21 protein-coding genes are annotated in these 24519 nt (G+C 73.1%); 10 read left to right on the top strand and 11 right to left on the bottom strand.

The window, feature by feature from the left end; genetic code table 11:
- Positions 1–174 precede the first annotated feature (174 nt).
- Positions 175–1191, bottom strand: coding sequence for a YihY/virulence factor BrkB family protein (locus KBX43_RS27205; RefSeq protein ID WP_210887844.1), 1017 nt, complete (start codon positions 1189–1191; stop codon positions 175–177).
- A gap of 898 nt (positions 1192–2089) precedes the next feature.
- Here KBX43_RS27205 and KBX43_RS27200 point away from each other — a divergent pair.
- The 5 genes from KBX43_RS27200 (at position 2090) to KBX43_RS27180 (ending at position 9110) form a co-directional block, all read left to right on the top strand.
- Positions 2090–4330, top strand: a complete 2241-nt coding sequence (locus KBX43_RS27200; RefSeq protein WP_210887841.1) for a TRAP transporter fused permease subunit — start codon at positions 2090–2092, stop codon at positions 4328–4330.
- Positions 4306–5325 carry a TAXI family TRAP transporter solute-binding subunit gene (locus tag KBX43_RS27195; RefSeq protein WP_104115035.1) on the top strand — a complete coding sequence of 340 codons (1020 nt, stop codon included), beginning with the start codon at positions 4306–4308 and terminating at the stop codon, positions 5323–5325. Before KBX43_RS27200 ends, KBX43_RS27195 begins: the two co-directional genes overlap by 25 nt.
- Before the next feature lie 64 nt (positions 5326–5389).
- Positions 5390–7753: a nitrate- and nitrite sensing domain-containing protein gene (locus tag KBX43_RS27190; protein ID WP_209962885.1), complete on the top strand. Its 2364-nt coding sequence runs from the start codon at positions 5390–5392 to the stop codon at positions 7751–7753.
- Positions 7750–8142 carry a roadblock/LC7 domain-containing protein gene (locus KBX43_RS27185; RefSeq protein WP_030503989.1) on the top strand — a complete coding sequence of 131 codons (393 nt, stop codon included), beginning with the start codon at positions 7750–7752 and terminating at the stop codon, positions 8140–8142. Before KBX43_RS27190 ends, KBX43_RS27185 begins: the two co-directional genes overlap by 4 nt.
- Positions 8139–9110 carry a TAXI family TRAP transporter solute-binding subunit gene (locus KBX43_RS27180; RefSeq protein ID WP_064448158.1) on the top strand — a complete coding sequence of 324 codons (972 nt, stop codon included), beginning with the start codon at positions 8139–8141 and terminating at the stop codon, positions 9108–9110. Before KBX43_RS27185 ends, KBX43_RS27180 begins: the two co-directional genes overlap by 4 nt.
- A gap of 16 nt (positions 9111–9126) precedes the next feature.
- Here KBX43_RS27180 and KBX43_RS27175 read toward each other — a convergent pair whose 3' ends face one another.
- On the bottom strand, positions 9127–9666 hold the full coding sequence (locus tag KBX43_RS27175; RefSeq protein ID WP_210887838.1) for a GNAT family N-acetyltransferase: 540 nt from the start codon (positions 9664–9666) through the stop codon (positions 9127–9129).
- A gap of 78 nt (positions 9667–9744) precedes the next feature.
- On the opposite strand from KBX43_RS27175, the gene KBX43_RS27170 reads away from it, so the two are divergent.
- Genes KBX43_RS27170 through KBX43_RS27155 form a run of 4 tightly spaced genes read left to right on the top strand, consistent with a single transcriptional unit; the run spans position 9745 to position 12320 of the window.
- Positions 9745–10668 carry an ABC transporter ATP-binding protein gene (locus KBX43_RS27170; RefSeq protein ID WP_210887834.1) on the top strand — a complete coding sequence of 308 codons (924 nt, stop codon included), beginning with the start codon at positions 9745–9747 and terminating at the stop codon, positions 10666–10668.
- Between the two features lie 36 nt (positions 10669–10704).
- Positions 10705–11484, top strand: coding sequence for an ABC transporter permease (locus KBX43_RS27165; RefSeq protein ID WP_210887831.1), 780 nt, complete (start codon positions 10705–10707; stop codon positions 11482–11484).
- The gene (locus KBX43_RS27160) at positions 11481–12032 is read left to right on the top strand and encodes a TetR/AcrR family transcriptional regulator (RefSeq protein WP_043329068.1); all 552 of its coding nucleotides are present in this window, start codon (positions 11481–11483) and stop codon (positions 12030–12032) included. The genes KBX43_RS27165 and KBX43_RS27160 overlap by 4 nt, the downstream gene beginning before the upstream one ends.
- 33 nt (positions 12033–12065) lie before the next feature.
- On the top strand, positions 12066–12320 hold the full coding sequence (locus tag KBX43_RS27155) for a type II toxin-antitoxin system Phd/YefM family antitoxin (RefSeq protein ID WP_043329066.1): 255 nt from the start codon (positions 12066–12068) through the stop codon (positions 12318–12320).
- A 92-nt stretch (positions 12321–12412) separates the two neighbouring features.
- On the opposite strand, the gene KBX43_RS27150 is transcribed toward KBX43_RS27155, so the two are convergent.
- The 9 genes from KBX43_RS27150 to ppdK form a co-directional block, all read right to left on the bottom strand.
- Positions 12413–12955 carry a hypothetical protein gene (locus KBX43_RS27150; protein ID WP_043329065.1) on the bottom strand — a complete coding sequence of 181 codons (543 nt, stop codon included), beginning with the start codon at positions 12953–12955 and terminating at the stop codon, positions 12413–12415.
- Positions 12955–14853 carry a DNA primase gene (dnaG, locus tag KBX43_RS27145; protein WP_166456725.1) on the bottom strand — a complete coding sequence of 633 codons (1899 nt, stop codon included), beginning with the start codon at positions 14851–14853 and terminating at the stop codon, positions 12955–12957. Before dnaG ends, KBX43_RS27150 begins: the two co-directional genes overlap by 1 nt.
- 73 nt (positions 14854–14926) lie before the next feature.
- Complete coding sequence (locus tag KBX43_RS27140) at positions 14927–15172, bottom strand: helix-turn-helix transcriptional regulator (protein ID WP_013287928.1); 246 nt, start codon at positions 15170–15172, stop codon at positions 14927–14929.
- 10 nt (positions 15173–15182) lie between these two features.
- Complete coding sequence (locus KBX43_RS27135) at positions 15183–16034, bottom strand: ABC transporter permease (protein ID WP_043329061.1); 852 nt, start codon at positions 16032–16034, stop codon at positions 15183–15185.
- A complete protein-coding gene (locus KBX43_RS27130; RefSeq protein WP_210869740.1) occupies positions 16031–17005 on the bottom strand; it encodes an ABC transporter ATP-binding protein in 975 nt (324 codons plus the stop codon). The genes KBX43_RS27135 and KBX43_RS27130 overlap by 4 nt, the downstream gene beginning before the upstream one ends.
- A 225-nt stretch (positions 17006–17230) precedes the next feature.
- Positions 17231–18067: a siderophore-interacting protein gene (locus KBX43_RS27125; protein ID WP_043329057.1), complete on the bottom strand. Its 837-nt coding sequence runs from the start codon at positions 18065–18067 to the stop codon at positions 17231–17233.
- Positions 18068–18105: 38 nt separating this feature from the next.
- Positions 18106–19335 (bottom strand): deoxyguanosinetriphosphate triphosphohydrolase, encoded by a 1230-nt coding sequence (locus tag KBX43_RS27120; RefSeq protein ID WP_210887828.1) that lies wholly within the window; start codon positions 19333–19335, stop codon positions 18106–18108.
- Positions 19332–19679: a VOC family protein gene (locus KBX43_RS27115; RefSeq protein WP_064448149.1), complete on the bottom strand. Its 348-nt coding sequence runs from the start codon at positions 19677–19679 to the stop codon at positions 19332–19334. The genes KBX43_RS27120 and KBX43_RS27115 overlap by 4 nt, the downstream gene beginning before the upstream one ends.
- A 117-nt stretch (positions 19680–19796) precedes the next feature.
- Positions 19797–22505, bottom strand: a complete 2709-nt coding sequence (gene ppdK, locus KBX43_RS27110; protein WP_210887825.1) for a pyruvate, phosphate dikinase — start codon at positions 22503–22505, stop codon at positions 19797–19799.
- 310 nt (positions 22506–22815) lie between these two features.
- Between ppdK and KBX43_RS27105 the strand changes: the two genes are divergently transcribed.
- Positions 22816–24519, top strand: a 1704-nt coding sequence (locus tag KBX43_RS27105; RefSeq protein ID WP_210887822.1) for a beta-N-acetylhexosaminidase, incomplete at its 3' end; no start/stop codon positions are given.

Below are 24519 nucleotides of genomic sequence, written 5' to 3'. Positions count from 1 at the left end.
CCATGGCGATGTGTGTTGTGTCCGACACAGTAGGAGCCTTCCGGGTCGCATGTCCATAGCTTCGGCACGCCTGATGCAAACTTTTGTCCATACGAACAAAAGAGGTGCCGGGCCAGAAAAACGCGTCGCCCCGCCCGGGCGCATCCGGGCGGGGCGACGAGGTGCGGTCAGCGGTCAGTGGTGGGAGGAGGCATTGCTCTTCTTGCGCAGCTTGCGGTCGTCGCGCAACTCCACGTAGGGCTCCTCGTCGGCCGGGTGGCCGGCCGCGATGGCCCGGCTGCGCTCCAGCTCGGCGTCGAACTCCGCGCCGAGCAGGATGGCCACATTGCTCAGCCAGAGCCAGACCAGGAAGATGATCACGCCGGCCACCGCGCCGTACGTCTTGTTGTACGAACCGAAGTTGCTGACGTAGAGCGCGAAGAGGCCGGACACCACGAGCCAGAGCACCACCGCGAGCACGCCGCCGGGGCTGACCCAGCGGAAGCCGCCGTGCCGGGCGTTCGGCGAGGCCCAGTAGAGGATCGCGAACATCAGGCTCACCAGCACCAGCAACACCGGCCACTTGGCGATGTTCCACACCGTGACGGCGGTCGAGCCGAGCCCGATCGCGTTTCCGGCCTGCTCGGCCAGGCCGCCGGTGAACACCACGATCACGGCGCTGATCAGCAGCATCACGCCGATCACCGCGGTCACGCCGAGGCGTACCGGCAGCGTCTTCCAGATCGGCCGCCCCTCCGGCACGTCGTAGATGCTGTTCGAGGCGCGCATGAACGCGGCGATGTAGCCGGAGGCGGACCAGAAGGCCGCGACCAGACCGATGACGGCCGCGATGCTGGCCAGCCCGCCGGACTGGCCGGCCTGGTCGATCGCGCTCTCGATGATCTTGCGGATGTTCTCCTCCGGCACCGCCTGGCCGACGGTGTCCCGGACCCCCTCCGTGGCCCGGTCACCGAGCAGGCCGAGCAGCGAGATCAGCACCAGCACGCCGGGGAAGATGGAGAGCACGCCGTAGTAGGTGAGCGCGGCGGCCCAGTCGGTCAGGCTGTCGTCCTGGAACTCCCGGACGGTCCGCTTGAGCGTCGCCATCCAGCCCGTCGCGGTCAGGTCGGTCGGGCTGTCCGGACCGTCGTCCGGGCCCACCGGCTCCGTGCGGTCGCGCCCGTCACGGGCGGGAGCCTCGTCGGCGGCCATGGCACCTCCTCGTCGTCGCGTCGTCAGACGACATGCCCTGACGACGGCGGCCATAACCACCACCCGCGAAAACGGCAGACCCGCCCGACGCCCCTGCCCCCGAGGCGGCCACTCACGCCCATCGCGGCCGTCCGCGTTTCCCGCCGCCTCGCTCTGCATCCATCGGCGCACACGGTTACGCAGCGTGGCTGCCGCGCGGGTGGCTGCAGAGCAAAGCCCGCCGGCGCCGCACCCCGTCACGACAGCGCGACGCACTCGACCGGAGATCTCGGCGCCCGCCGCCCGGAGCGGACAACAACTCGCCCAAGATCTCGACAACCGTCACGACGAGTGGAACGTCATGGGTGCCAAACGGGGGCGGAGACACCCATGGCGTTCCACCCGTCCGATCCGCCGACGGCGGGCGCGCGGTGGAATCGGCGGCGGCACCCGGCACAGCCACCGTGCCGCAGTGGCGGCGTCGGCATGACGAAGGAGCCCGCGACCTCGGCGGAATGAATTCGATCATGGGCCTTCCGGGCAACGGAGCACGTACTGCCGACGCCGGTCGGCGCCGGCACCGCCGAGGGCCGACAGGGCCTGCGACAGCAGTCGGTCGCGCTGCACTATCCGTAACCGCCACCGGCTCCCGTGACTCGCCATTCATCGTTGGAAAGGCGCCCGGTCGACCACCGGAAGGCATTGCCGAAGCCCTTGATCGCGCAATTACGAAAGAGATTCAAGAAGCGTCCGCCGGAGCGCGTCACCCCAATTACCGTCACTCATTGCAATCACGTTAAGCAATGTTCCCAACGCGCGCGCAATTCGCGTATCGTGCCCCCTCGTGCCGCCCGTTCGCCCCTCCGACGCGACTCCCCCGAAACCCCGGCCGCCGTCCGGCGGACGACCGGGGTCCGATGTGGACGCCGAGGCGGTGCCGCTCCCGCCGGACGAGGGCGTCGTCGCCGGTCCGGAGTGGTCCGACGACGGGCCGGGCGAGACGCACCACCACAGCCGGGCCGTGCCGCACCACACCGAGGACCACAATCCGGCCGAGACGCAGGACGCCCCGGATCAGGCCCAGCAGGACGCCCGGGAACTGGCCGCCCGGTTCGAGGAGGAGAAGCCGGGACGGGTCCTCGCCGGCGGAGTCGGCTTCCTGTTCACCGGCGTCACCGTCGCGGTCGGGCTGCTGACGCTCTGGCAGGTGTTCTTCCCGCTGGCCCAGGGCAGCAAGTACTACCTCATCTTCTTCCTCGCCGGCGTCCTGCCGATGGTGTTCCTCGCGTACCCCTCGGGGGTGCGGCTGCGACGCACCGAGGCCGACGCGGTCGACGTGGACGACCGGCGCGGACCCACGCCCGTGGACTGGCTGCTGGCGCTCGCGGCGCTCGTGGTCTGCCTCTACCCGGTGCTGCCGGTCGCCGTCGGTGCGGGCGGCGGCGGGTACGACGCCTTCCTGGACCGGCAGGGCCTGCTGGATCCGCTGGACGTGGCGTTCGGCACCGGGCTGCTGCTCCTGCTGCTGGAGGCGTGCCGGCGTACCACCGGGTGGATCCTGCCGGCGGTCTGCGTGCTGTTCCTCGGGTACGGCTACTACGGCGGGCTGCTGCCGCAGTCCTGGCCGGTGGCGCACGCGGGGCTCGACTTCGCGCAGCTGGTCGACGCGTTCTACAACTCCGACAGCGGCTTCTACGGCACGCCGCTGGACGTCGCCGCCTCCTACATCGTGCTGTTCACCATCTACGGCGCGGTGCTCGACCTGTCCGGCGCGGGCCGGTTCTTCGTGGAGCTGTCCGCCGCCGCGTTCCGCCGCTCCCGTACCGCCGCCGGGCGCACCGCCGTCGCCTCGGGTTTCCTGCTCGGCACGGTCTCCGGCTCCGGCGCCGCCACCACCGTCAGCATCGGCGCGGTGACCTGGCCGATCCTGCGCCGCGCCGGCTACCCGGCCGAGCGCGCGGGCGGCATGCTGGCCGCCGCCGGTGTCGGGGCGATCCTGTCCCCGCCCACGCTCGGCGCGGCGGCGTTCATCATCGCCGAGTACCTGGGCGTGTCCTACCTGCAGGTGCTCGGCTGGGCCACGGTGCCCACGATCCTCTACTACCTGGGCATCCTGTTCTCGGTCGAGATCGACGCGCGACGTTCCGGGGTCCGTCCGGTGGTCATCGACAGCGGCTCGGCCTGGCGGCTGCTGGCCCGTTTCGGCTACCACTTCCTCTCGCTCCTCGTGATCATCGTGGTCCTGGCGCTCGGCGCGTCGGCGATGCGGGCGGTGGTCATCGCCACCGTGATCGCGGCGGCGCTGTCCTTCCTGGACCGGCGGCACCGCCTCACGCCGGCCCGGCTGGTGGCGGCGCTGCGCGACGGCGTACGCGGGGTGCTCGCGGTGAGCGCCGTGTGCGCCGCGGCCGGCATCATCACCGCCACCACCACGAAGACCGGGCTCGGGCCGCAGGCCGCCTCGCTGCTGATCAGCGGCGCGCAGGCGGTCAGCTCGGAGCCCGCCGTGGTGCTGGCGCTGACCGCGGTGCTCGCCGCCGTCGCGCTCAGCCTGCTGGGCCTCGCCGTGCCGGTCACCGCGTCCTTCGTCATCGGCTGGGTGATCATCGGCCCGGCGCTGCTGAACCTGGGTGTCGAGGCGCCCGCCGCGGCCATGTTCGTCTTCTACTTCGCGGTGCTGTCCGAGCTCTCGCCGCCGACCGCGCTCGCCGCGGTCGCCGCCGCCGCGGTCACCGGCGGCCGCCTGGTGCCGACCATGTGGCAGACCCTGCGGTACGCGCTGCCGGCGTACCTGATCCCGCTGGCCTTCGTGATCACGCCGACCGGCCTCGGACTGCTCGGCATCGGCGGGCCCGGGCGGATCGTGACGGCCGGCCTGGTCTCCGCGCTCGGCGTGGCGGTGCTGGCGGTCGCGGCCGGCGGCTGGCTGCCGGGCGTGGGCCCGGCCGGCGCGCCGGAGCGGATCCTCGGCGCGATCGCCGGGCTGGTCCTGCTCTGGCTGGAACCGCTGCCCATGGCGATCGGCGCGGCGCTCGCCGCGCTCACGGTCGCGGGCGTGTACGTCCGACGTGGCGCCGCCGGGCACCCCGGCCGCCCGGCGGTCGAAGAATCCGTGGATCTTGGGGAGGAGAGAGAGTGGGACGGATCGACGCGAGGATAGTGGCGGGTGTCGGGGCGTTTGTCCTGGTCGCCGCCGGTGCCGCCGGCTGCGGGGGCCGTCAGGACGGCGCGGCGAAGGACGACGCCGCCCGCGAGGTCAGCTGCAAGGTCACCAAGGACACCCGGGTCGGTATCGCCACCGGCAACGCCACCGGCGTCTACTACGTGGTCGGCAACGCGCTCGCCGGTGAGCTGAGCAAGACCACCGACGGCAAGCTCACCGGGACGGCCGCCGAGACGGGCGCCTCGGTGCAGAACGTCGAACAGCTCGTCGCCGGCCAGTACGACGTGGCGTTCTCCCTGTTCGACACCGCTGTCAACGCGGTGCAGGGCAAGGGGAGCTTCACCGCGCCGCAGCCGGTCAAGGCGCTGGCCCGGATCTACGACAACTACACTCAGGTGGTCGTACGGGCCGACGCGGGCATCACGTCGGTGGCCGACATGAAGGGCAAGAAGATCTCCACCGGCTCACCGAAGTCCGGCACCGAGGTCATCGCCAACCGGCTGCTCACCGCCGCCGGGCTGGACCCGGCGAAGGACGTCCAGGCGCAGCGGCTGGACCTCACCAAGACCGTCGACGGCATGAAGGACGGCAGCATCGACGGCTTCTTCTGGTCCGGCGGCGTACCGACCGGCGGCGTCACCGACCTGTTCACCACGTCCGGCGACAAGGTGAAGTTCGTCGACATCACTCCGCTGCTGCCGAAGATGGCCGAGCTGAACCCGGCGTACCAGGCGGGCACCATCGGCAAGGACATCTACCGGACCCCGGCCGACGTGCCCACCATCGTGGTGCCGAACGTGCTGCTGGTGCGGGACAACCTCGACGCCGACGTGGCCTGCGCGATCACCCGGACGGTGTTCGAGTCCAAGGACGCCCTGGCCCAGGCGAACCCGGCGGCGAAGGGCATCGAGCTGGGCAACGCCCGCAAGACCGACCCGGTGCCGCTGCACCGCGGCGCGGAGCGGGCACTGAGCGACCTCGGCGCGAGCTGACCTGAACGGGCCGGGTCCGGACGCGCGTCCGGGCCCGGCCCGCCCGACCCGACCGGAGACCACCGTGCCGCTGCCCCACCCGGCTCGCGTACGCCGGCACCACCGCTCCGCGGACCGCACCGGACGCCTGCGCTCGGTCCGCGTCCAACTGCTGGCCCCGATCCTGGTCGCCACGGCCGGGCTGGTCGTGCTGGGGGCGGCGCAGACCGACGCCGCGCTGGACGCGTCCGCCGACGCCGACCGGGCGCGCGTGCTGGCCGGCACCGCCACCGCGACCGTACGTCTGGTGCACGAGCTGGAACGCGAACTGGGCGAGACGGCCGCGTTGCGCCAGCGCGGCGGTACGTCCGGCCGCCCGCTCGTGGACGCGCAGCGCCGCCGGGTCGACACGGCCGTGGAGCGCTACCGCTCGGCGCAGGGTGACGCGCGCCGGGCCGCCCCGGACCTGGCGGGGGTGCTGGACGACGCGCGCGGGCGCTTGGAGCAACTCGCGCCGACCCGGGACCTGGCGCTGGCCGGTGAGCGCGGCGACCCGGCGTACGTGTCGCTCGTGGAGTCGCTGCTCGCGGTCGCGGACGCGCTGCCCAGTCAACTCCGGGACGCCGACCTGGCCAACCAGGCCCGTGAGGTGGCCTCGGTGGCCGCCCAGGAGCACCTGTCCGCGCTGGAGCGCGACCTGCTGCGGGCGGTGTTCGTCAGAGGCGGACTGGAACGCGGCGAGCTGGCCCGGCTGGGCCGGCTGCGGGGCGCCCGGGAGCAGCGGCAGGCCGAGTTCCTGCGGATCGCCTCCGCCCCGGCGAACGCTGCCTGGTACCGGCTGGTCGACGGCGCCGACGTGACCACGGCCCGGCGGATGCGCGACGCGATGCTCGACACCGACGGCGCGCCGGACGCGCTGAAGACCGACGGCGACGCCTGGTACGTGGCGCAGAGCGGCGCGATCCGCCGGTACAACCTGCTCGGCCGGGACCTGTCCGACGGGCTGGACCGGGACGCGGCCGACCTGGCCGCCGCGGCCCGGCTGCGCGCGGTGCTGACCGCCGGGGCGACGAGCACCGTCGCGCTCGGCTCGCTCGTCACCGCCGTGCTGCTGGCGGTACGGACCAGCCGCCGGTTGCGCCGGCTGCGGGTCGCCGCGCTGACCATGGCGAACCGGGAGCTGCCGGAGCGGATCACCGCGATCGCGGCGGGCGAACGGGCGCCCGCGGAGGGTCCGGCGACCCGGATGACGGACGGGATCCGGCGCGGTCGGGACGAGGTGGCGCAGGTCGCCGAGGCGTTCGACACGGTGAACCGGGCCGCGCTGCGGCTCGCCGGGCAGCAGGCGGAGTTGCGGCTGGACGTGACCCGGATGGCGGAGGCGCTGGCCCGGCGCATCCGGACGCTGATCACCCGGCAGTTGCGGCTGCTCGACGACTTCGAACGCGAGGAGACCGATCCGGACGCGCTGGCCCGGCTCTTCGCGCTGGACCACCTGGCCGCCCGGCTGCGGCGCAACGGGGAGAACCTGCTGGTCCTCGCCGGTGGCGAGCCGGGCCGGGGGCACGAGGGCGCGTTGCTGCTGGACGACGTGGCACGGGCGGCGGCCTCCGAGATCGAGGACTATCCGCGGGTGGAGATCGACGTGCCGACCGCGGCGGTGCACGGCGCTGCGGCCGGCAACCTGGTGCATCTGCTGGCCGAGTTGCTGGAGAACGCCACCGTCTACTCGCCGCCGGAGGCCCGGGTGCTGGTGGACGGCCGGCGCACCGTCGACGGGCTGGTGCTGCGCGTGCACGACCAGGGCATCGGCATCAGCGAGAGCCGGCTGGCCGAGATCAACGAACGGCTCGCCGCGCCGGCCACCCTGTCCAGCGCCGCCGCCGGCAGCATGGGCCTGCACGTGGTGGCCCACCTGGCCGCCCGGCACGGGATCCGGGTGCAGTTGCACAACCCCGGCACCGGCACGGTGGCGCAGGTGGACGTACCGGAGTCGGTGCTGACCCGGGTCGAGTCGGTGGCGTCCCGGCCGCCGGCCGAGCGGCGCCCGCACGGGCGCGGCGCGCCGTGGTTCAAGAACGCGCCCGTCCTGCGGCCGCAGGGCGGTTCCCGCGACCTGGTCACCAGCGCCCCGACGGCCGGCGGGCCGGCGCGCGGCGTGGCCACGGTCCGGGCGCCGGGTGGCGCGCTGCTGGCGCCGAGCGCGGCGCGGATCCGGCCGGTGAGCGTGCCACCGGCGCCGGTGTCGACCACCGCCGCCGGGCTGCCCCGGCGGCCGGTGGGCGGGCATCTGCCGGGACCGATGCCCGCCGTCACCGCGCCGCCGCCCGCGACCGACCTGCTCGACCCCGAAGTGGTACGCGCCCGGCTGTCCGCCCTCGCCGAGGGGGTGGCCAGCGCGACGCGCCGTGCCCCGAACACCACACCACCCAACGGGAGAAGACCATGAATCCACCCGCTTCCACCGGGCTCGACTGGCTGCTGGCGAACTTCGCCGAGCAGGTGCCGGACGTCTCGCACGCGCTCGCGGTCTCCGAGGACGGACTGCGGCTGGCGTCCTCGCCGGATCTCTCCCCGGACCAGGTCGACCAGCTCTCAGCGGTGATCAGCGGCTTGGCGAGCCTTACCGTGGGCGCGGCCCGGCTGATGTCCGCCGGCCGGGTACGCCAGCAGATCGTCGACATGGACGGCGGTGTGATGCTGGTGATGGCGGTCGGGGAACGGGCGCTGCTCGGCGTGCTGGCCGCGCCCGGCTGCGACCTGGGCCAGATCGGTTACGAGACGGCGACGCTGGTGCAGCGGGTGGCGGAGGCGCTGGAACCGGCGGTCCGCCGGTGAGCGGCCGCCCGGCGCGGCTGGTGGCGGCGCTGCTGGCGACGGTGCTGGTGGCCGGTTGCGGCGCCGAGGACACCACTGGGCAGGCGTGGCACGGCGGGCGGATCTTCCTGGCCACCGGCAACACCACAGGCGTCTACTACCAGCTCGGCGGCGGGTACGCCGATCTGATCACCCGGCACGTGCCCGGGTACGAGGCGCGCGCGGAGCCGACCGGCGCGTCGGTGGAGAACATCACCCGGGTGGCCGGCGGCGACATGGAGATCGCGTTCAGCCTGGCCGACACGGCGGCGGACGCGGTCGACGGCCGCGGGGCGTTCGACAAGCAACCGCAGCCGGTACGTGCGCTGGCCCGCGTCTACAGCAACTACACGCACGTGATCGTCCGCAGCGACGGCAAGATCAACAGCTTCGCCGATCTGCGCGGCAAGCGCGTCTCGACCGGTTCGCCGAAGTCCGGGACCGACATCATCGCCGGGCGTCTGCTCACCGCCGGCGGCATCGACCCGAACGCCGGCATCCAGCGGCTCAACCTGTCGTTGCCGGAGACGGTCAAGCGGATGCGGGCGAACACGCTGGACGCCATGTTCTTCTCCGGCGGCCTGCCCACGCCCGGCGTGAAGGACCTGCTCTCCTCCGCGCCCGGGAAGTTCCGGCTGCTGCCGCTGAACGACCTGATCGAGCCGCTGAGCGCCCGGTTCGGCGGCGTCTACACCACCGCCACGCTGCCGAAGGAGGTCTACGGCACGGCCGAGCCGACGCCCACCATCACGGTGGCGAACGTGATCCTGGTGGCGGCGGACATGCCGGAGCAACTCGCGTACGACCTGACCCGGGTGCTCTTCACCTGGCAGGGCGATCTGATCCAGGTGCACCCGGAGGCGGCGAACTTCAACCGGGCCAGCGCGGCCGCGACCGGCCCGATCCCGCTGCACCCGGGCGCGGCCCGGTTCTACCGCGACGGCGGCTGAGCGCGGCGCGGCCCCGCTACGGCGTCCAGTCGCTCCGCAGCAGACCGTAGAGCGCCATGTCGGCGAAGCCGTCGCCGTCGTACTCGCGGTCGCGCTGGGTGCCCTCGTGGACGAAGCCGCACCGCTCGGCGGTACGCCGCATCGCCGTGTTGCCGGCCAGCGTCTCGATCTCCAGGCGCCGCAGGTTGCGGTTGCGGAAGCCGTACCGGCAGAGCAGCCGGATCACCTCGGCGCCGTAGCCCTGGCCGCGCGCCTCGGGCAGCAGCGTGATGCCGAGGTGGGCGTACCCGTTGAAGGTGTTGATCCCCCACAGCACGCCGGTGCCGAGGAACGTGCCGTCGGCGACGGTCTCGGCCAGCAGTGTCACCGGATCGCCGGCTTCCGGCTGCTCGGCGGCGCGCTTCTCCAGCCGGGCCCGGACCTGGCCGACGTGGTACGGCAGGAACGGCCCGCCGTCGGTGATCAGGCGCAGCTCCGGGTCGCTGTGCAGGCGGAACAGGTCCGGCGCGTCGTCGGGGGTGGGCGGGCGCAGCCGTACACGCTCGGTGGCGAACATGCCGCGACGCTAGCGGCGGCAGGGCAGGTCGACAACCGGATTTGGCCACCCTACCGACCGGTCGGTAGGGTGGCGGGCATGACCCCGCTCGTCCTCGCCTCCGCCCTGACCAAGACCTACGGGACACGCGACGCCCTGCGCTCGCTCGACCTCGCCGTCGCGCCGGGCAGCCGGTTCGTCGTGCTCGGCCACAACGGCGCCGGCAAGTCCACGCTGCTGGAGATCATCGCCACCCTGCGCACCCCGACCTCGGGCTCGGTGCGCGTCGGCGGCTTCGACACCGTGACCCAGGCGCGGGACGCACGGCGGCTGATCGGCCTGGCGCCGCAGTCCAACGCGCTGGACCCCCTCGCCACCCCGGCGGAGGTGCTCGACTTCCACGGCGTGGCGCTCGGGCTCGGCCGCCGGCAGCGGGCCCGCCGCACGCGGGAACTCGTCGACCTGTTCGGGCTGGGCGAGCACCGCTCGTCCCGGGTGGCCAAGCTCTCCGGCGGCACCCGCCGCAAGCTGGACCTGGCGGTGGCGCTCGTCGCCGAGCCCGCAGTGGTGATCCTGGACGAGCCGACCACCGGCCTGGACCCGCTCGCACGCATCGACTTCTGGACCGAGCTGACCCGCCTCAACCACAGCGGCACCTCGCTGCTCATCTCGACCCAGGACCTGCACGAGGCCGACGTGCTGGCCACGGAGATCGCCGTGCTACGGGACGGCCGGGTGGTCGCCCAGGGCCCACCGGCGTCGCTCAAGGGGCGCGTCGGCGCCCGAACGCTCACGCTCGACCTGTCCGACGCCGCCGCCGCGACCGCGCTCGTCGCCGCGTCCGAAGCCGGGTTCCGCGCCGACCCCGACCACCCGGACCGGGTACGCCTCAGCGTCCCCGACGACCCCCGCGCGCTGACCGCTGCCCTGCACGAAGCCGGCGCGATCGCCGCCGACGTCACCCGGCTCCATCTCACCGAGCCCTCCCTCGACGACGTCTTCGTCGCCCTCGCCGCTCGCTGAGGCGCGCCCCCACCGCACCCCGAAAGGCCCGACACCGTGCTCCCGCTCGCGCTCACCCCGCCCCGCCGATCTTCGGCCCCGGTCGTCCTCGCGGCGATCAGACGCTCGACCCGGGCCGTGCTCCGTACCCCGGCGCTGCTCGTGGCCCCGATCGCCCAGTCCCTGTTCTTCCTGCTCGTCTACGCCGGGCAGCTCGACGCCGTGGGCAGCACCTATCTGGGCGGGACAAGCTTCATCGCGTTCCTGCTGCCGCTGATCCTGCTCACCGGCGTCGCCACCGGCGCGGGCGCGGCCGGCACGCTCGTGCTGGGCGACATCACCAGCGGATACCTGGACCGCCTCCGGCTCGCCCACGGGACCACGACGCCGTTCCTCGTCGGCCCGGTCGTCGCCGCGCTGCTCGCTGTCGTACTCCAGATGGCGGTGACCGTCGCCGGGGCCGTCGCGATCGGCTACCGGCCGGCGAGCTGGTCCGGCGTCGCCGGAATGCTCCTGCTGATGCTCGCGCTCGCGCTGCTGAGCACGGCGCTCGCCATCCGGTCGGACTCGGCGTCCACCACCAACCTGGTCACGCTCGTCGTGTTCGGCCTGTCGTTCTTCACCGGCGTGTTCGCGCCGGTCGACGAACTCGCCGGCTGGATGCGGGTGATCGCCACGGTCAACCCGCTCACCTATATCGTCGACACCGCCCGGCAGCTCGGCGGCGGCACGCCGCTCGCCGCGGCCCCGATCGGCGTCGCGGCGCTCGCCGCCCTCACCGTCGCCGGAACCGCCGCCTGCGCCCTCGCCCTCCACCACGCCAGGAAGAACCGATGAGCGACACCCGCACCCAGATCATGGACGCCTTCGCCGAACAGCTCGCCGCGACCGGCTACCAGGGCATCTCCCTGGTCGGCGTCGGCCGCAGCGTCGGCATCCAGAAGCCGTCCATCTACCACCACTTCCCGGGCGGCAAGGAGGACCTCTACATCGCGGTGGCGGAGCGGTACATCCGGGACGTCGGCGGCAGGATCTCGGCGGCGCTGGCCGGCCCCGGCGACGTGCCGCACCGGCTGCACGCGCTCGCCACCGTCGCCGCCGGGCAGCACGGCGACGCGATCACGTTCGAGCAGCGCATCTACGACACGCTGCCGCTCGTCTCCGCCGAGACCAGCGAGCACGTCTCGGGCCTCTACGTCGACCTGATGCTGGCCCCGGTGACCCGGTTCTTCGCCGACGCCCGCGCCGAGGGCGCGGTCACCGGCGAACCGGAGTTCCTGATGAACGCGTTCCTGCACCTGGCCCGTGCGGCCGACCTCACCGACGAGACCGGCCCCGCACGGGTCGTCGCGCTCTTCCTCGACGGCGCCCGCCCACGTGCCTAAACTAAGAGCTTAGCTAACCGAGGAGGGCGCGCCATGTCGGCTGAGGCTGTGCACTACAACATGCATGATGCCAAGACCCACCTGTCGCGCATCATCGAGCGGGTGGAACGCGGCGAAGAGATCATCATCGACCGGGCGGGCACCCCCGTGGCGAAGGTCGTACCGCTGGTGCGCCGGACCGACCGCACGGCGATCGGCTCCCTCGCGGGGCAGGTGGACCTCTCGGGTGACTGGGATTCGCCACAGACCAACGCCGAGATCGCCGCCGACTTCGGGATCGGCGCATGACCCTGCTGCTGGACACCCACGTCGCGCTCTGGGCCATCACCCGCGACGCCTCCATCCCGCTCTACGAGGTCGACGTCCTCAAGGTGTAGACCTCAGACGTCGGCGGGGGTGGTGGCGGCCCGCGCCGCTGCGACCAGCCGGGCGGTCTCGGCGGCCACGTCCTCGTCGTCGGTGGGCGTCCCCGGGTCGTAGCGGACCGTCCAGGTCAGCCCGTCGACGCCGGGCACCCGCCGGGCCGCGATCCGCCCGGAGCCGCCGGGCATCTCGTGGTGCGAGGTGTACGCCACCGAGCCGGTGACCCGGTCCCGGACCTGGTGCGGCAGGTCACCCGGGTCGACGAGCAGGTACGTCTCGGGGAGGCCGTCCGCCACCACCAGGTAGCCGTCGCGCTCGGCGACCGGCTCGGCCGGGGTGACAGTCAGCTCGCGGCCGGACCAGACCGCCTTGAGGATGTCGTGCCAGCCGAGGCGCTCCACCCGGCCGGGCAGCCAGAGGCCACGGTTGCTGGCGACCAGCACGCCGTCGTTGCCGCCCTCGCCGGTGCCGGCGGCGGCCCAGGCGAGCACCCGCTCGTCGGCGGCCAGCGGCGGCCGGTCGGCGGACGGCAGTTTCGGCCGGCGGTTGAACAGTCCCATCACAATCCTCCGGCGGCCTGCTCGCGCAGTGCCCGTGCGTGCTGTTCCAGCGACAGCAGTTCCCCGAACAGGGCGAAGTACTCGTCCTTGTTGCTCACCGGGTTGACCCGCTGGATCTTCGACTTGAGGTCACGGATGCGGCCGGTGACCGAACTCCACTGGAGCCGGGCCATGGTGATCGAGACGTACCTCGGGTCCGGCTCGCCGTCGATGCGCAGCGGCTCCACCGCCAGCTCGCCGATGAGCGCCTGCCCGGCCAGGTCGTCGCAGGCGTCGCGGACCCGTTCGATCCAGACCGCGCCGCCGGTGGCAGTGGACGCTCCGCCGGCCGCCGCCACGGCGGCGCGTACCGCGACGTGCACCGGGTGCTGGTAGTCGGTCACCTCGACCGCGTCGAACATCGGACCGGCCAGCACCGGCTCCTGCAACGCCAGCTTGAGCGCCTCCCGCTCCACCATGGAACGCGGACTGTCCACAGCGGGCGTGGCCCGGCCGGGGCGGGCCGGGGCGGCGGGCGCGGCGCCGCCGGCCTGCGGCCCGTGTGCCGCGTTGAGCACCGCGCGCTGCACCGGCTCGATCTCCATGCCGAGGTCGCCGGCGAGCTTGCGCACGTACTCCGGGCGCTTCTCCCGGTCCTTGATCTTCGCCACGAGCGGCGCGGCGCGACGCATGGCCTCGACCCGGCCGTCGACGGTGTCCAGGTCGAACCGGCTGATCACGTGCCGGAGCGCGAAGTCGACCAGCGGCTCGCGGCGGGCCACCAGGTCACGCACGGCCAGGTCGCCCTTTGCCAGGCGCAGCTCGCACGGGTCCATGTTGTCGGGGCTGACCGCGATGAAGGTACGCCCGACGAAGCGCTGGTCGTCCTCGAACGCGCGCAACGCGGCCTTCTGCCCGGCGGCGTCGCCGTCGAAGGTGAAGATGATCTCGCCGGCCCGTTCGTCGCTGTCGAACAGCACCCGGCGCAGCACCGAGATGTGGTCGCCGCCGAACGCCGTGCCGCAGGTCGCCACCGCCGTCGGCACGTCGGCGAGGTGACAGGCCATCACGTCGGTGTAGCCCTCGACCACCACCACCTTGCCCTGCTTGGCGATCTCCCGCTTGGCCTGGTCGATGCCGTAGAGCACGTGCGACTTCTTGTAGATCGGCGTCTCGGGGGTGTTCAGGTATTTCGGGCCGTCGTCGTCGTCGAACAGCTTGCGGGCGCCGAAGCCGATCACGTCACCGGTGATGTCCCGGATCGGCCACATCAGGCGGCGGCGGAACCTGTCGATCAGCGAACCGGAGCGGGCCGGGCGGGACAGCCCGGCGGTGACCAGCTCGTCGTGGGTGAAGCCCTGCTGGCGCAGGTGCTTGGTGAGCAGGTCCCACCCGTCGGGGGCGAAGCCGCAGCCGTACCGCTCGGCGGCGGACCGGTCGAAGCCGCGCCCGGCGAGGAACTCGCGGGCCGGGCGCGCGCCGGCGGTGGTGAGCTGGGCCCGGTAGAAGTCGACGGCGGCGGCGTGCGCGGCCACCAGGCGCTGCCGCTGCCCCTGCTGCGGGCGGGGACGCGGCGCGGACCTGTCGTCCTCGACGTAGCGCAACTGGATGCCGGCGCGGGCGGCCAGCCGCTCGACGGACTCGACGAAGCTGAGGTGCTCGGCGTCCATCAGGAACTTGATCGCGTCGCCGCCGACCCCGCAGCCGAAGCAGTAGAACACGTTGCGGGCGGGCGAGACGTTGAACGACGGGCTCTTCTCGTCGTGGAACGGGCAGAGCCCCTTGAGGTTGCCGCCACCGGCCGACTTGAGCGTCACCACCTCGGAGATGACGTCCGCGATGGCGGTGCGCTCGCGGACCAGCGCGATGTCCTCGTCCCGGATCCGCCCCGCCATGACCGCCACCCCCTCGGCGTACATCCTGCCCTGCCGGACCGACGATCCGGCGGCCGGGGGGACGGGCGTGTGGCCGACCACGCCCGTCCCCGCCGGCTCAGGCCGAGCGGGCCGCCGCGGGGTCGCCGATACGCGGGAACGGCTCGATGGAGAAGACCACCTCGACCGGCACCTCGAAGTACGCGGCGATGCGCAGCGCCAGGTGCAGGCTGGGCCGGAACTCGCCGCGCTCCAGGTAACCGACGGTCTGGTAGTGCACACCGAGCGCGTCGGCGAGCTGCCGCCGGGAGATGCCCCGTTCGGCGCGCAGCACCGCGATCCGGTTGTGCACGGTCTCGCTCATCGACGCCCTCTCATCCGACCCGCTGCATGGCCCGCTCCCGCCGGGCCGCGACCCGCGAGCCGGACTCCCGGCGGGCCATCCGGCGCAGCACCACCGGGGCCAGCACGAGCCCGAGCACCGCCCAGGCGCCGAGCACGCCGACCGTCTCCAGGTGCCGCCAGGAGCCGCCGAGTTCGACTGCTGCCAGGTCGCCGGGGAGCAGCGCCGAGCGCATGCCCAAGCCTAGCCAGTAGAGCGGGAACACCTGGGCGACGCCCTGCAGCCAGCCGGGCAGGCCGTTGATCGGATAGAAGATGCCGGACAGCGCGATCAGGCCGAAGATCGGCATCACCACCAGGCCCATGTTGCGCGGGTTCTCGATCAGCGAGCCGATCACCGCGCCCAGCGGCAGCGTCGCCACCAGCCCGAGCGGCACCACCCAGGCCAGCGTGAGCCAGGCGCCCGGGTCGCCGAGCCGCAGCCCGTCCAGGAAGAACAGCCCGGGCGTGAGCTGGATGACCACGCCGATCAGCGCGACCGCCGAGACCAGCACGATCTTGCCGACCAGGTAGCCGAGCATGCCGTCCGGGATGGCCTTGGCGCGCAGCAGCGTGCCGTCCTCCCGGTCGATGACGAGCTGGTTGGCCAGCCCGAGCAGGCCGCCGAAGAGCAGGCCCATCCCGAGCGCGCTGGGCAGCGTACGGGCGCCGAGCGAGAAGTCGGTGCCCGGCACCGTCGAGCCGCGCATCCAGAACACCGCGATCAGCAGCACCACGGTGGGGAAGAAGTAGGTCCAGAGATCCTGGCCGTTTGTGAACGTCGCGCGCAACTCGATCACGCCGCGCCGCAGCCCGGCCCGTAGCGCGTTCGTGGTCGGGTTCATCGGTCCGCCTCCTGCTGCCACACCCGCTCGGCCCGGCCGGTCCGGATGCCGGTCTCCTCCTCGTGCACCAGCGCCAGGTACGCGTCCTCCAGGCTGGCCCGGCGCACCTCCAGCTCGCCTATCCGGTCGCCGTGCTCGCGGAGCAGGTCGCGCAGGAACGCGGTGGCGTCGGCGGTGGCGTGCACGTACCGCTCGCCGTCACGGGTCCAGCGCACCTCGGCGTCCCCCGCGACGCGCCGGGCGAGCTGGTCGGGCGACCCCTCGGCGATGATCCGGCCGCCGGCCAGGATGAGGATGCGGTCGGCCAGCTTCTCCGCCTCGGCCAGGTCGTGCGTGGTCAGCACGATGGTGGTCTCGTCCAGGTCGGCCAGGCGGTGCACCAGTTCGTGGAACTCGCGCCGGGCGGCCGGGTCGAAGCCGACAGTGGGCTCGTCCAGGAACAGCAGCTCCGGGCGGCCGACGATGCCGACAGCCACGTCCAGCCGGCGGCGCTGACCGCCGGAGAGCCGCGCCACCCGGCTGCCGGCGTGCGCGGTCAGGCCCACCGTCTCCAGCAGCTCGTCGACCGGCCACGGGCGCGGGATCCGGTCGGTGCCGTACGGCGCGTAGAAGTCGCCGAGGTGCGCGAGCAGCTCCCGCACCCGCCACTTGCCGTGGTCGCGCCAGGACTGGAGCACCACGCCCAGCCGCGCGCGCCACCGCTCGTCGCCGCGGGCCGGGTCGCTGCCGAGCACGCGCACCGTGCCGGCCGAGGGCAGCCGGAAGCCTTCGAGGATCTCGATGGTGGTGGTCTTGCCGGCGCCGTTGGGCCCGAGCAGCGCCACCACCTCGCCCCGCCGGGCGGTCAGGTCGACGCCGTGCAGCACGTCGACGGCGCCGTAGCGCATACGCAGATCCCGCACGTCGAGGACGAGATCCTCGTCGGGCGGTCGGGGGGACGCGACGGCCCCAGGAAGTTCGACCGCAGTCATGCCTCGAAATGTAGCACCTATGCTACAAACCGAGGTACCCCCGCAGTGGCCAGGCCGGAGCGGCGGAGCCGGGGCCCGGGTGCCGGTGGCTTGGGTACGCAGGCCGTACCGTCGATCATGGAGTTGTGGCGCCCGGAATTCCTGCTTCGCACCGGTATCAGAGGCGCCACAACTCCAAGATCGCCGTCGGGAGCGGGGGCGGCGGGCGGCGAGCGGCGAGGGCGGTCAGGAGGGGACGGCGGTGGCCTCCTCGGCCTCCACCGCGGCGTTCCAGGCCGGCTTGGTGGAGCGCCAGCCCTCGTCGTCAAGGCCCTGCCGCCAGTAGCCGGAGATGGACAGGTCGCCCCGGGGCACGCCGCGCTCGACCCGCAGCAGCCGCCGCAGCTCCTTCACCGCGCCGGCCTCGCCGTGCACGAACGCGTGCACCCGGCCGGGCGGGAACTCCAGCGCCCGTACCGCCTCGACCAGCGGCTCGCCGTACGGGCGGCCGTCGCGGTGCAGCCAGCACACCTCGACAGCGCCCGCACTGGTCAGGGGCAGCTCGTCGGCCGGGCCGCCGACCTCGACGTACACCTTCGCCCGCGCGCCCGCCGGCAGCCGCTCCAGGGCGGCGGCGATGGCCGGCAGCGCGCTCTCGTCGCCCGCCAGCAGGTGCCAGTCGGCGGCCGGGTCCGGCGCGTACGCGCCGCCCGGCCCGGTGAACAACACCCGGTCGCCGGGACGCAGCGCCGCCGCCCACGGCCCGGCCAGCCCCTCGTCGCCGTGGTGCACCACGTCCACCGTCATCTCACCCGCCGCGGCGTCCCAGGCCCGCACCGTGTACGCGCGCAGGCGCGGCCACTGCTCCGCCGGGAACTCCCGCTTGATCGTCGCCAGGTCGACCGGGTACGGGTAGGTCACCCCGGCCGGCGGGAAGACGAACTTCACGTAGTGGTCGGTGTACGCGCCCACCGGCAGCCCGGCCAGCTCGGGACCGCCCAGGACCAGGCGGATCAGGTGTGGGGTGGGCCGCGTGGTCCGGACGACCGTGGCGGCGGTGAGCTTCTTCGGGCGGTCCGTCATGCCACTTAGGCTAACCTAAGCTCGCCGGGGTGATCCGGTCAGCTCGGCGACACCAGGCGGGCGTGCCAGGCAAGCGCGGCCGGATCGGTGAGCGAGGCGACCTGGTCGATCACCACGCGCAGCCGTCCGGCGTCGTCCGCCGCGTCCCGCCACAACGGCGCGAACACCGGGTCGAGCGCGTCCGGCGCCCGGTCCAGCAGCGCCGTCACCAGCCCGGCCAGGACGTCGCGCTGCCGCGCGTACCGGCCCTCGGCACCGGGGCGGCGCATCACGTACCGCAGCGCGATGCCCTTGAGCAGCGCGCACTGCGCCCGGGTCCGGCGCGGCACCTCCAGGTCGGCGGCGTAGCGGCGGTGCGGGCCGGGACCGTGGCGCTGCTGCGTGGCGGCCACCACGCGGGAGACGAACCGGCCGGTGAGCACGCTCGTGGTGGCCTTCAGCGCGGCGAGCGCACGGTGGCTGCCGTCGTACGCGGCCAGCGGGGCGAGCACCGGGTCGGCGAGCAGGTCGGCGAGCACCTCGCCCAGGTCCTCCGGTGCCTCACCCGAGTACGTGGCGGACACGTCGGCGCAGAGCGCCCGCCGTTCGTCCGCGTCGGCCAGCAGCGGGCGCAGGTCGACGTACCCGCCGTGGATGCCGTCCTCGACGTCGTGCACCGAGTACGCCACGTCGTCGGCCCAGTCCATCACCTGGGCCTCCAGGCAGCGCCGGGTGCCGGGCGGCGCGCCCTCGCGCAGCCAGTCGAAGACCGGGCGGTCGTCGGCGTACACGCCGAACTTGCGCTCACCGGGGCGGCGCGGCCACGGGTACTTGCTCACCGCGTCCAGCGCGGCCCGGGTCAGGTTCAGCCCGGCCGAACGCCCGTCCGCTGTGAGCACCTTGGCCTCCAGCCGGGTGAGCACCCGCAGCGTCTGCGCGTTGCCCTCGAACCCGCCGCAGGCGGCGGCCAGCTCGTCCAGCGCGTACTCGCCGTTGTGCCCGAACGGCGGGTGGCCCAGGTCGTGGGCCAGCCCGGCGGTGTCCACCACGTCCGGGTCGCAGCCGAGGCGGGCGCCCATCTCGCGGGCAATCTGCGCGACCTCCAGCGAGTGGGTCAGGCGGGTACGCAGGAAGTCGTCGGTGCCGGCGGTGTGCACCTGCGTCTTCGCGGCGAGCCGCCGGAACGCCGCCGAGTGCAGCACCCGGGCACGGTCCCGCTCGAACGGCGACCGGCCGTACCCGGTGTCCTTCGGCGCCTCGTCGACCAGCCGCGCCGCGTCGCCGCTCACTTCCCCCGGAGAACGCAGAACTCGTTGCCCTCCGGGTCGGCGAGCACCGTCCACTCCACGTCTCCCTGGCCGATGTCGACGTGCCGCGCGCCCATGTCGACCAGGCGCTCGACCTCGGCCTCCAGGTCGGCCGGGCGCAGGTCGATGTGCAGCCGGTTCTTCCCCTCCTTCGGCCCGGCGACCGGGACGAAGACGAGACCGGGCAGCGTGTCGGGGGTGCGGCGGATCTCCACCTCGTCCGGCTTGTCGGTGACCACCTGATAACCGAGCGCCTCCGCCCACCAACTGGCGAGCCGGGACGGGTCCCGGGCGTCGATGGTCAGGTTCTCCCAGACGGCGGTCATGCGCCCACCCCTCCTGATCGACACGTGGCGGAAGCTCAGGTTACGCCGAGGAGGCCGGAAAGGCGCGCCAGGCGGTACGCGGGGCCGTCGATGAACACCGGCGGCCCCGCGTCGGCGTCAGCGGGAGTCGGAGCCGGTGGTGGTGATCGCCGCCCGGCCGGCCTCCAGGCGCGCCACCGGCACCCGGAACGGCGAGCAGGAGACGTAGTCCAGGCCGACCTCGTGGAAGAAGTGCACCGAGTCCGGGTCACCGCCGTGCTCGCCGCAGACGCCCAGCTTCAGGCCCGGGCGGGCCGCCCGGCCCTCCTCGGCGGCGATGCGGACCAGCCGGCCGACGCCGTCGGTGTCGATCGACTCGAACGGCGAGATGCCGAAGATGCCCAGCTCCAGGTAGCGCCAGAAGAACGCGCCCTCCACGTCGTCGCGAGAGAAGCCCCAGCCCATCTGGGTCAGGTCGTTGGTGCCGAAGGAGAAGAACTCGGCCGCCTCGGCGATCTGCCCGGCGGTCAGCGCCGCCCGGGGCACCTCGATCATCGTGCCGATCAGCACCTCGACGCCGCTGTCCCCGACCACCTCGGCGATGATCCGCTCGGCCTCGGCGCGTACCGTCTCCAGCTCCTGCACGGCCCCGACGAGCGGCACCATGATCTCCGGGCAGGCCTTGCCGCCGTCGCGGACGACCGCCACGGCGGCCTCGGCGATCGCGCGGACCTGCATGGCGAACAGGCCCGGGATGACCAGGCCGAGCCGGACGCCGCGCAGGCCCAGCATCGGGTTCTCCTCGTGCATCCGCCGGACGGCGGCGAGCAGCGCCTCCTCCTTCGCGACGTCCTCACCGCGCTCCTGCGCGACCGCGACGTTCACCGCGAGCTGCTCCAGCGGGGGCAGGAACTCGTGCAGCGGCGGGTCGATCAGCCGCACGGTGACCGGCAGGCCGTCCATCTCCCGGAAGATCTCGATGAAGTCGGCCCGCTGCAGCGGCAGCAGCGCCGCGAGCGCGTCCTCCCGCTCCCGCGCGCCGGAGGCCAGGATGAGCCGCTCGACCAGCTCGCGCCGGTCACCGAGGAACATGTGCTCGGTGCGGCACAGGCCGATGCCCTCGGCGCCGAAGCGCCGGGCCCGGGCCGCGTCCGCGCCGGTGTCGGCGTTCGTGCGCACGCGCAGCCGCCGCGCCGCGTCGGCGTGCGTCATGATCCGGTGTACGGAGCGGACCAGCGCGTCGTCGGTGTGCTCCGGGTCGAGTTCGCCCTCGAAGTACTGCACCACCTCGGACGGCATGACCGGCACCTCGCCGAGGTACACCTTGCCGGTGGTGCCGTCGATCGAGACCACGTCGCCCTCGTTCACCACGTGGTCGCCCACGGTGAACCTCTTCGCCGGCACGTTCACGTCCAGCTCGTCGGCGCCGGAGACGCAGGTCTTGCCCATGCCGCGGGCCACCACCGCGGCGTGGCTGGTCTTGCCGCCTCGGGAGGTCAGGATGCCCTTGGCGGCGATCATGCCGTTGAGGTCGTCCGGGTTGGTCTCCCGGCGGACCAGGATGACCGCCTCGCCCTCGGCGGCCAGCTCGACCGCCCGGGCCGAGGTGAAGACGACCTTGCCGGACGCGGCGCCCGGGGAGGCGCCGATGCCCTTGGCGACCGCCTCGAACTCGTGGTCGAGCTGGAAGCGCGGGAACATCAGCTGGGCGAGCTGCGCGCCGTTGACCCGGTGCAGCGCCTCGTCCAGGTCGATCAGACCCTCGTCGACGAGCTGCCCGGCGATGACGAACGCGGCGGCGGCGGTGCGCTTGCCGACCCGGGTCTGCAGCATCCAGAGCTTGCCGCGCTCGATGGTGAACTCGATGTCGCAGAGGTCCTTGTAGTGCTCCTCCAGCCGGGCCATGATGCCGAGCAGCTGGTCGTAGGAGGTCTTGTCGAGCTGCTCCAGCTCCTGCAACGGCACGGTGTTGCGGATGCCGGCGACCACGTCCTCGCCCTGGGCGTTGGCCAGGTAGTCGCCGTAGATGCCCTGCGCGCCGCTGCCCGGGTCGCGGGTGAACGCGACGCCGGTGCCCGAGTCGGGGCCGAGGTTGCCGAAGACCATCGCCACCACGTTGACGGCGGTGCCCAGGTCGGCCGGGATGCGCTCCTGGCGGCGGTAGAGGATCGCCCGCTCCGCGTTCCACGAGTCGAAGACCGCGCGGATGGCGAGGTCGAGCTGCTCGCGCGGCTCCTGCGGGAACTCGCGGCCGGTGTGCTTGACGAAGATCTTCTTGTACGCGTCGACCAGCCCCCGCAGGTCGTCGGCGTCCAGGTCGAGGTCGTTGTGGGTGCCCTTGGCGCTCTTGATCTCGTCCAGCGCGTGCTCGAACTCCTCGCCCGGCACCTCGCAGACGGTCTTGCCGAACATCTGGATCAGCCGGCGGTACGAGTCCCAGGCGAACCTGTCGTTCCCACCCGCCTGGTTGCTGAGGCCGACCACGCTGCGGTCGTTGAGACCCACGTTGAGGACGGTCTCCATCATGCCGGGCATGGAGAACTTGGCGCCGGAGCGTACCGAGACCAGCAGCGGGTCGTCCGGGTCGCCGAGGCGGCGGCCCATCTCGCGCTCCAGGGACTCCAGGTGCGCCTCGATCTGCGCGGCCAGGCCGTCGGGCTCACGCCCGGTCGTCAGGTACGCCTTGCAGGCCTCGGTGGTGATCGTGAAGCCGGGCGGAACCGGCAGGCCGAGGTTGGTCATCTCGGCCAGGTTGGCCCCCTTGCCGCCGAGCAGATCCTTCAAATCCTTGTTGCCCTCGGCGAAGTCGTACACGTACTTGTGCTCGCCCGATTCCTGCGCTTCCACCAGAGCCTCCAACGCGCGCCATTGACACTTAACGAAGGTTTAGTTCGGACATACCCCGGGAGTGACCACCGGTAATCCCGGCTCGTCAGCGTCGGTGGGCCGAAGGCTAGGCGAGTTTCGTGAAACCTGGGAGCGTTCGGTGACTTTCGGCACAACGGTCGCCACTATGCGCGTTCGTACGGGTTGTTGGGAACGCTTCCACGAGCACGATCACGCAATTCCGCTTCCCCTCGTACTCTTGACTGACTGCGTCCCGCGGATCCTCACCTTTGCCATATCCCGCGCGAATACACCCCTCGGAGCCGTCGCCGTGCCGACCACACCCACCGCCCCGGAGACCGGGCCGGAGCCGACCGACACCCGTCCCACCAGCACGTCGGGTGAATTGCTGCCCGGCGTGGCGACGCCTGCCGCCGAGCTGGCGCGTGTCGCCGCGGGCCGTGCCACCGAGGTGCTCGCCGGACCGGCGCCGGTCCGGCTCGACGACGTGGTGCCCGCGCCCGAGCAGGTGTTCCCGGACCCCGCGGGCGACTTCACGCTGGGAGCGGACGCGGCGCTGCGGGTCAGCCCCGCCGGGCGGGACGTGGCCGAGCAGCTCGCCGCCTGGCTGCGTCCGGCCACCGGCTTCCCGCTGCCGGTCACCGACGTCCCCGCCCGGGGGGACGGCCCGCTGACGCTCACGCTGTCCCCGTCCGCCCCGGATGCCGCCGCTGCTCCCGGGACCCGGGCGACGGACGACGGCTCCGGCGGGCCGGCCGTCGGCGGGCTCGAGGGCGAGGGCTACCACCTCGACGTGACCGCCACCGGCGTCCGGATCACCGCCGCCACCCCGGCCGGCCTGTTCCACGGCGCGCAGACGCTACGGCAGCTCCTGCCGGCGGCGATCGAGAGCCCCACGCCGGTCGCCACCCGCTGGGCAGTATCCGGCGGCACGGTCGTCGACCGTCCGCGTTTCCCCTATCGGGGCGCCATGCTCGACGTGGCCCGGCACTTCTTCCCCGTCGAGGACGTGCTGCGGGTGGTCGACCACCTGGCCCGGTACAAGCTCAACCACCTGCACCTGCACCTCACCGACGACCAGGGCTGGCGGATCGCCGTCGACTCCTGGCCCCGGCTCACCGAAGTAGGCGGGGCGACAGCTGTCGGCGGCGGCCCCGGCGGCTGGTACTCCCGCGACGACTACCGGCGCATCGTCGCGTACGCGGCCCGCCGGCACGTCACCGTGGTGCCCGAGATCGACCTGCCCGGCCACACCAACGCGGCGCTTCTCGCGTACCCCGAACTGGCGCCCGGCAAGGTCGCGCCACCGCCCTACACCGGCACCGAGGTCGGGTTCAGCTACGTCGACCCCGCCGACGAGCGGACGTACGCCTTCGTCGCGGACGTGGTCGGCGAGGTGGCCGCGCTCACGCCGGGGCCGTGGCTGCACCTCGGCGGCGACGAGGCGTTCAAGGTGCCGGCCGAGAGCTACCGCGCCTTCGCGGAACGGGCGCAGCGGCTGGTGCAGGCCACCGGCAAGACGGTGGTCGGCTGGCACCAGCTCGCCCCGGCCGGGCACGTCGACGGGCGCGTCCTGCAGTGGTGGGGCACGAACGGCGACGACCCGGAGACCGCCGACGCGGTACGCCGGGGCGCCCGGGTGATCCTCTCCCCCGCCAACCACGCGTACCTGGACATGAAGTACGCGCCGGACACCCCGATCGGGCACGACTGGGCGGGTCTCATCGACGTGCGCCGGGCGTACGAGTGGGATCCGGGCACCCACGTGCGGGGCGTACCGGCCGAGGCCGTGCTGGGCGTGGAGGCGCCGCTGTGGACCGAGTCGGTGAGTACGCGGGCCGAGGTCGAGTACATGCTCTTCCCCCGCCTGCCCGCGGTCGCGGAGCTGGGCTGGTCCCCGCGTGCCACGCACGACTGGCAGCGGTTCCGTAGCCGCCTCGCCGGCCACGGCCCGCGCTGGGCCACCGCCGGCATCACCTTCCACCCCTCCCCCGAGATCCCCTGGCCCCCCACC

The organism is Micromonospora sp. C41 (assembly GCF_018070485.1).
Taxonomy (GTDB): domain Bacteria; phylum Actinomycetota; class Actinomycetes; order Mycobacteriales; family Micromonosporaceae; genus Micromonospora; species Micromonospora chalcea.
The sequence above is the reverse complement of the archived record's forward strand: the minus strand, read 5'-3'. Positions and strand labels throughout refer to the sequence as shown.